This window comes from Oleiphilus sp. HI0123, assembly GCF_001635315.1.
Map to the genome: position 1 here is coordinate 1 of NZ_LWGE01001100.1, position 4,818 is coordinate 4,818.

At 44.8% G+C, this 4,818-nt stretch carries 5 protein-coding genes and 1 pseudogene; 1 reads left to right on the top strand and 5 read right to left on the bottom strand.

Annotation, left to right across the window (positions count from 1 at the left end):
- Positions 1-578 (bottom strand): 2OG-Fe(II) oxygenase (locus A3761_RS10915; RefSeq protein WP_068750208.1); only part of this gene is annotated, 578 nt, incomplete at its 3' end.
- A 278-nt stretch (positions 579-856) separates the two neighbouring features.
- On the opposite strand from A3761_RS10915, the gene A3761_RS10920 reads away from it, so the two are divergent.
- Complete coding sequence (locus A3761_RS10920; protein WP_068507727.1) at positions 857-1,573, top strand: lipocalin family protein; 717 nt, start codon at positions 857-859, stop codon at positions 1,571-1,573.
- A 66-nt stretch (positions 1,574-1,639) separates the two neighbouring features.
- Here the strand turns inward: A3761_RS10920 and A3761_RS10925 are convergent, their stop codons facing one another.
- The 4 genes and pseudogenes from A3761_RS10925 to A3761_RS27640 all read right to left on the bottom strand — a co-directional run.
- Positions 1,640-2,380, bottom strand: coding sequence for an alpha/beta fold hydrolase (locus A3761_RS10925; RefSeq protein ID WP_197470244.1), 741 nt, complete (start codon positions 2,378-2,380; stop codon positions 1,640-1,642).
- An 11-nt stretch (positions 2,381-2,391) separates the two neighbouring features.
- The gene (locus A3761_RS10930) at positions 2,392-3,417 is read right to left on the bottom strand and encodes a M14 family zinc carboxypeptidase (protein WP_068507722.1); all 1,026 of its coding nucleotides are present in this window, start codon (positions 3,415-3,417) and stop codon (positions 2,392-2,394) included.
- A 37-nt stretch (positions 3,418-3,454) separates the two neighbouring features.
- Positions 3,455-4,552, bottom strand: a complete 1,098-nt coding sequence (locus A3761_RS10935) for an alpha/beta hydrolase (RefSeq protein ID WP_068507721.1) — start codon at positions 4,550-4,552, stop codon at positions 3,455-3,457.
- Positions 4,552-4,818 (bottom strand): annotated as a pseudogene (locus A3761_RS27640) (GNAT family N-acetyltransferase); the annotation flags it as partial. The gene A3761_RS10935 and the pseudogene A3761_RS27640, both read right to left, overlap by 1 nt.

Here is a 4,818-nt window from a genome sequence, read left to right on the forward strand (position 1 = left end):
TTTTTAGCTGGCAGCACTTCATGCGGAAACTCTTCACTAAGAAAGACCACCAGTGTCGCGAAGCTAGGAAGCACTTTTTGCCCTTCTTGATCATCCTGATCCTTGTATACAACTAACTCACCGCCATCCTCTTGCGTCCAGTCTTTATTAAAATAGGCGACCAAAGTGAGTGTTCGATTTGACTGCCCCTTAAAGGCATCCAAGTGGCGCTGATAAAAATCACCCGCACTGTAATGCGCAAAATGACTTTCGAACGAAAACAAGCCTAAGTATAAGCGCCTGTTCATATAAGACTGCAATTGAGACGCCCATTCAAGCCAAGCCTTACCCGCCTCCGTCTCTTCTGAGATCCAAGCGATTTCATCAGAGCGAACCGTCTCGTTCCTCACAAAGTCTTGCTCACGCCCTATTCCGGCTTTCTTGAATTTCTCTGAAGCTAAGCCTTTTACTTCCTGCGCCAAAGCATCAGCCAAAGCCTGAGGGATCGCCCCTTCATTGATAGAGCAGCCGGTTTGAATCAAATCTTGCGCGATTGACTCAAACAAAACTTCATTGTCTTCTGGGCTTGATAAGTACACCGATAGTTCTCCAAAAAGTCATTGCTAAGAACACGATTTCCACAGTATAGTTCGCGTTCTTACTACGCAAAAATGCGGCCCTTAAACTTCAAATATTTAAAAGGATTTTGAATATGACGAACATTCTATTTTAATTACCCAAAAATCAATACTGACAACTGAACTTTCTGATCAACAGAAAGCTATTTAGTTCTGTCGATAAAACTCTTCACGCTTTCGTGCTTATGCGAAAGCTATAAATAAATCCTCTTTATAATCAAATTTTGAGAAACGACACTATGACTGCGTCTAAACTATTCGCACTAATCACTTTAATTTTATTTTTGTCTGCTTGTGGCTCTGACAGTAAAAATATAACACTGCCTGATTGCCCCGAGCCAGATAATAGCTCCGACACAATTTCCGAGTCAGACCTCTGTGGCAAGGCTTTTATCGACGACCTTGGCGATGATACCTATGTTATCTTCAGTTTTTTCTCTGACATGACCTTTGAATTCACCGGAAACGATGATAACGATTCACGTTTAGCGAGCGTAACGAGCGGTACATGGGCAGTGGTAAATAACGAGGTAATTGTTTACCTTGCCGATGAAACACTTACCTTTAGAGAGTCTGCGATCGAACAGGGCCAATACTGCTTCCAACTTCCTGAAGACGATGTCAGTCATATCAGGCATTGTGCAGTAGAAGCAATTCAACCTTCGTTAAGTGATCTCACTAAAGAATTCTACTATGAAGACTGCCCTTTCTGCTCTATTGAGTTCTTTGCTAACAATACGGGCGCTACCAACGGAGATGAAAATGATGGCTCGTCTTTTTCATTTTCCTGGAGTTTTCAAGGTGACGGCACAATATCCATTGTCTACGACCGTGCTTTGGGCAGTAACAAGTTCTTCTTTACTGAACAGGATAGCGAAAAAATTAGCTTCATTAGTTTAAACGATTATGCTGATGAGGCACCTTATATGGACTCCAACGTCCTCTTCATAAAATAGAACCTGTGCCTAGATTCAAGTAAGCAAGCCTGATCATTCAGGTTTGCTTACTTCTCACCCCGCTCTTTATAGACTCTGTCGCCACTCAACGATCTGCTCGGCTAACCACTGTGGTGCATCCAAAGCCAAGTCATGCCCGGCATAGTGATGACAACGATAATCTGCCCCCCATGCTTGGGCGGCATTTTCAGAGCAGTGGTAGCTAACAATCCTGTCTTGTTTAGCCGCAATAAACAGCATATGTTCGACGGGCTTTTGTGATTCGCATTGAAAGCGACTGGCCGCCAGAATTTGCTTGATTGCCGCTCTCCGGCTAGGTGGCTGCTTACGTCTGAAGTCTAACCACTCATCTAGCAAACACTCATCACTATCTCTCATGTTACTCGACAATCGCAAAATTTCACGCTCACTGTAGCGCATAACGGGGTTAAACCAGGCCTTTAGGAAGCCTGCATAGGCCTTAGGTTGAAGTCTCTGATAAAAGCGAGCATAGGGTCTAAAGCTTGAATTTATCAGTATCAGGCTAGCGACTTTTTCAGGGTGCATTTGAGCCAAGGCAAGCGCCACCATTCCGCCCATGGAAATACCTACAAGATTGATCTTACCGTCAACAAGCTTGGCTGAGTCAAAAATCCTCGGCGCAAGACTCTCAGCAATTTCTTCTATCGTCCCCGGGCTAGATTCATGATGTCGCTCACCAAAACCTGGCAAGTCCTCAAACAATACCTCTGCGCCTGACAGTGTTTTTAAGTGCTCAGGAAACTCACCCCAATGCAATTTCTGGCGAGACAAACCCCTTATTAGCATCCACTTTTCCATTAGCGATACCAAAACTGCTTAGCTGCTTGAAAGGTCTGTACCTGCTGCTTTTTCTTGGGCATCCAGCTCTTATAGCCAATGGCTGCCGAGCAAAGAAAATCGAATAGCATAATATGCCGCCGTAAAACGCGTTGCAGGCGATGCGGCACCATCGGGTTGAATAAACCAGACCTAGAGAATAGTTGAGTCGGACGCTTCTTAATCCAATTCCATGAGCCCATCTCAAGCGTCAAAGGAATCATCATACTCTCATGTGAATTCTTATGTCGCTTGTAGATGTAATCCCACAGATCTCCATGCGTGATATAACTCAATGACTGAGGCTCAAAGATATAATGATGGTGAGAGTAAGTTCGATCTAGCAATAATTTCAGCGCATAAATCTTGTCGAGTACCGCAATAGGCCGTTTGCGATAAGCATAGGGAAACCACAAGTAATCGTGGAAGCCAAAGCCCGAATGACAGTCTAGCGTTAAGGTAAAGGGCGATTGATCAGAATAACGCTCGACCACCTCTACCAGCTTCTGGTTCTCAAGCTCCATTTGCTCCTCGACCTTGCCACAATACCAAGGCAGGTGTGGCGATATTCTTTGTCCGCCACCAAATAACAGGGCCTCGCTCTCTGCTTCCATCGGAGAGTTACGCATTAAATCCACACCATTGGGATTAGCACGTGTATTGAGATACATCCCGCCAGGATTAACTATCGGCAAAAACACTAAGTTCATTGCTTCTAATTGTTTGGCGACCACCACATCCCAAGACATTCGCGACAGCAGCATCTCTAGGTACGACAGCAAAACTTGTGTACCGATACGCTCGATCCCATGAACACCCGCCGAAATAATAACGGTCGGCAGCCCCGGGCGATAAGGTGTCATTTCAATGCTATACAGTGGCAGCTGATGACCGGCTAAATCAATATTCGCTTCGGTATTAACAACCAGAGGGTGCTTAGTGTGGGAAATAATCTGCTCTAACTGCCAAAGCTCAGGCAGCCGTTTTTTTATTTTATTTTTATTCATCAATATATCCGTATAAGCCGTACTCTCTCAAGATTGTCTATCTCGTGTAAGCATGGTGGTCTTCAAAAAAGAATGAAAAGCCTTTGACGATACGCCAGACATCAAATACCTGCCTTAAGCTAAAGCATGTATCACCATGGCTAATAAAAGGAGTGACCACTAAATCAACGTCTTTTTTCATCTCGCGTAGTTTGCGGTATAAGAGCTCTGACTGCCCGCAGGGAATGACATTGTCTGCCGCGCCATGCAGCAGAAAAACCTTGGCACTCAAATCATCTAAGCGAGAGACAATATCCAGAGCCTCTAATTCTTCTGATAGAGGCGTTTTCGCTTTCGAAAAAAGTAGTTCCCGGTACTGTGAGTCGCTCAAAACACGATGCACCAGACTCGCTTCACTCTGGCTTAATTGGTCGATGCATTGCCCTAAAGTAATATTACTACCCGGCTCCGGCTTGTTTTCTATATCAAGCAGGGTCGTTTCATTAATATTGTCCTGAATCGCTGCATCCAAGGCTTGTTGTAAAGCCAGGCAATTCTCATTGACCTTCGCCTCCATCACCATTGGGATAATTTTCTTCAGTACAATATAACGCCCATAGGGGTCTGCATCGGTATCGGTCAGCAAGTAGTTCATCACCGAATCAACTTCCGTAAATGCACCAATGGCACACACCGAGATGATTCGGTCTTTAACACGTTCATCCGCTGCAGCAGCCAAACATATGGCACCGGAAAAAGACGGCGCAAGAACACTCAGCCTACCCGAAGAACATAAGTGCGACTGATCCACCAACGCACTTAATATATCTGCAACCAAGTCGATCTGCCGAGGATCAATCTTCAAAGTTTTGATTGACTGAACATCAGGAGAAACCACTCTAAAGCCGACATGACATAGCGACTGACAAAGTGTAACGATACGAGAATCGTCTTTTCCAAAAGGAGACATGCCGTGAAAGAACGCAATGCATCCCTTCGGTTTTATATGCGGTTCATAGACATCAACACTGACGCAGCTGCTATCAATATCACTCCCCTCAAGATAAAGCAGTTCGCTACGGGCAGACTTCTCGCCCGACGCCTGCTCACCATGCAATGTCCACATCACATTCAATGCTTGCCAGGCCGCACGCATTATTTATCTTCCTGTTGTTCAATAACTTCAGGGATATAGCGCTTACGCTTCTTTTCCTTGATCTTACTGACATCGACCATCACTAAACCGTCGATACAATCACCAAAGTCAGGGTCAACACCAAAGCCCAAGAACTTTAGGCCACCCGGTTCACATAGGTCGCTATACTGCTTGTACAAAGTCGGCACGCTACAGCCCATATTCGACAAGATGTTCTTAAGAATCATAAAGTCTTCTTTATAATCCGTACCTGAAAAATTCTGGCT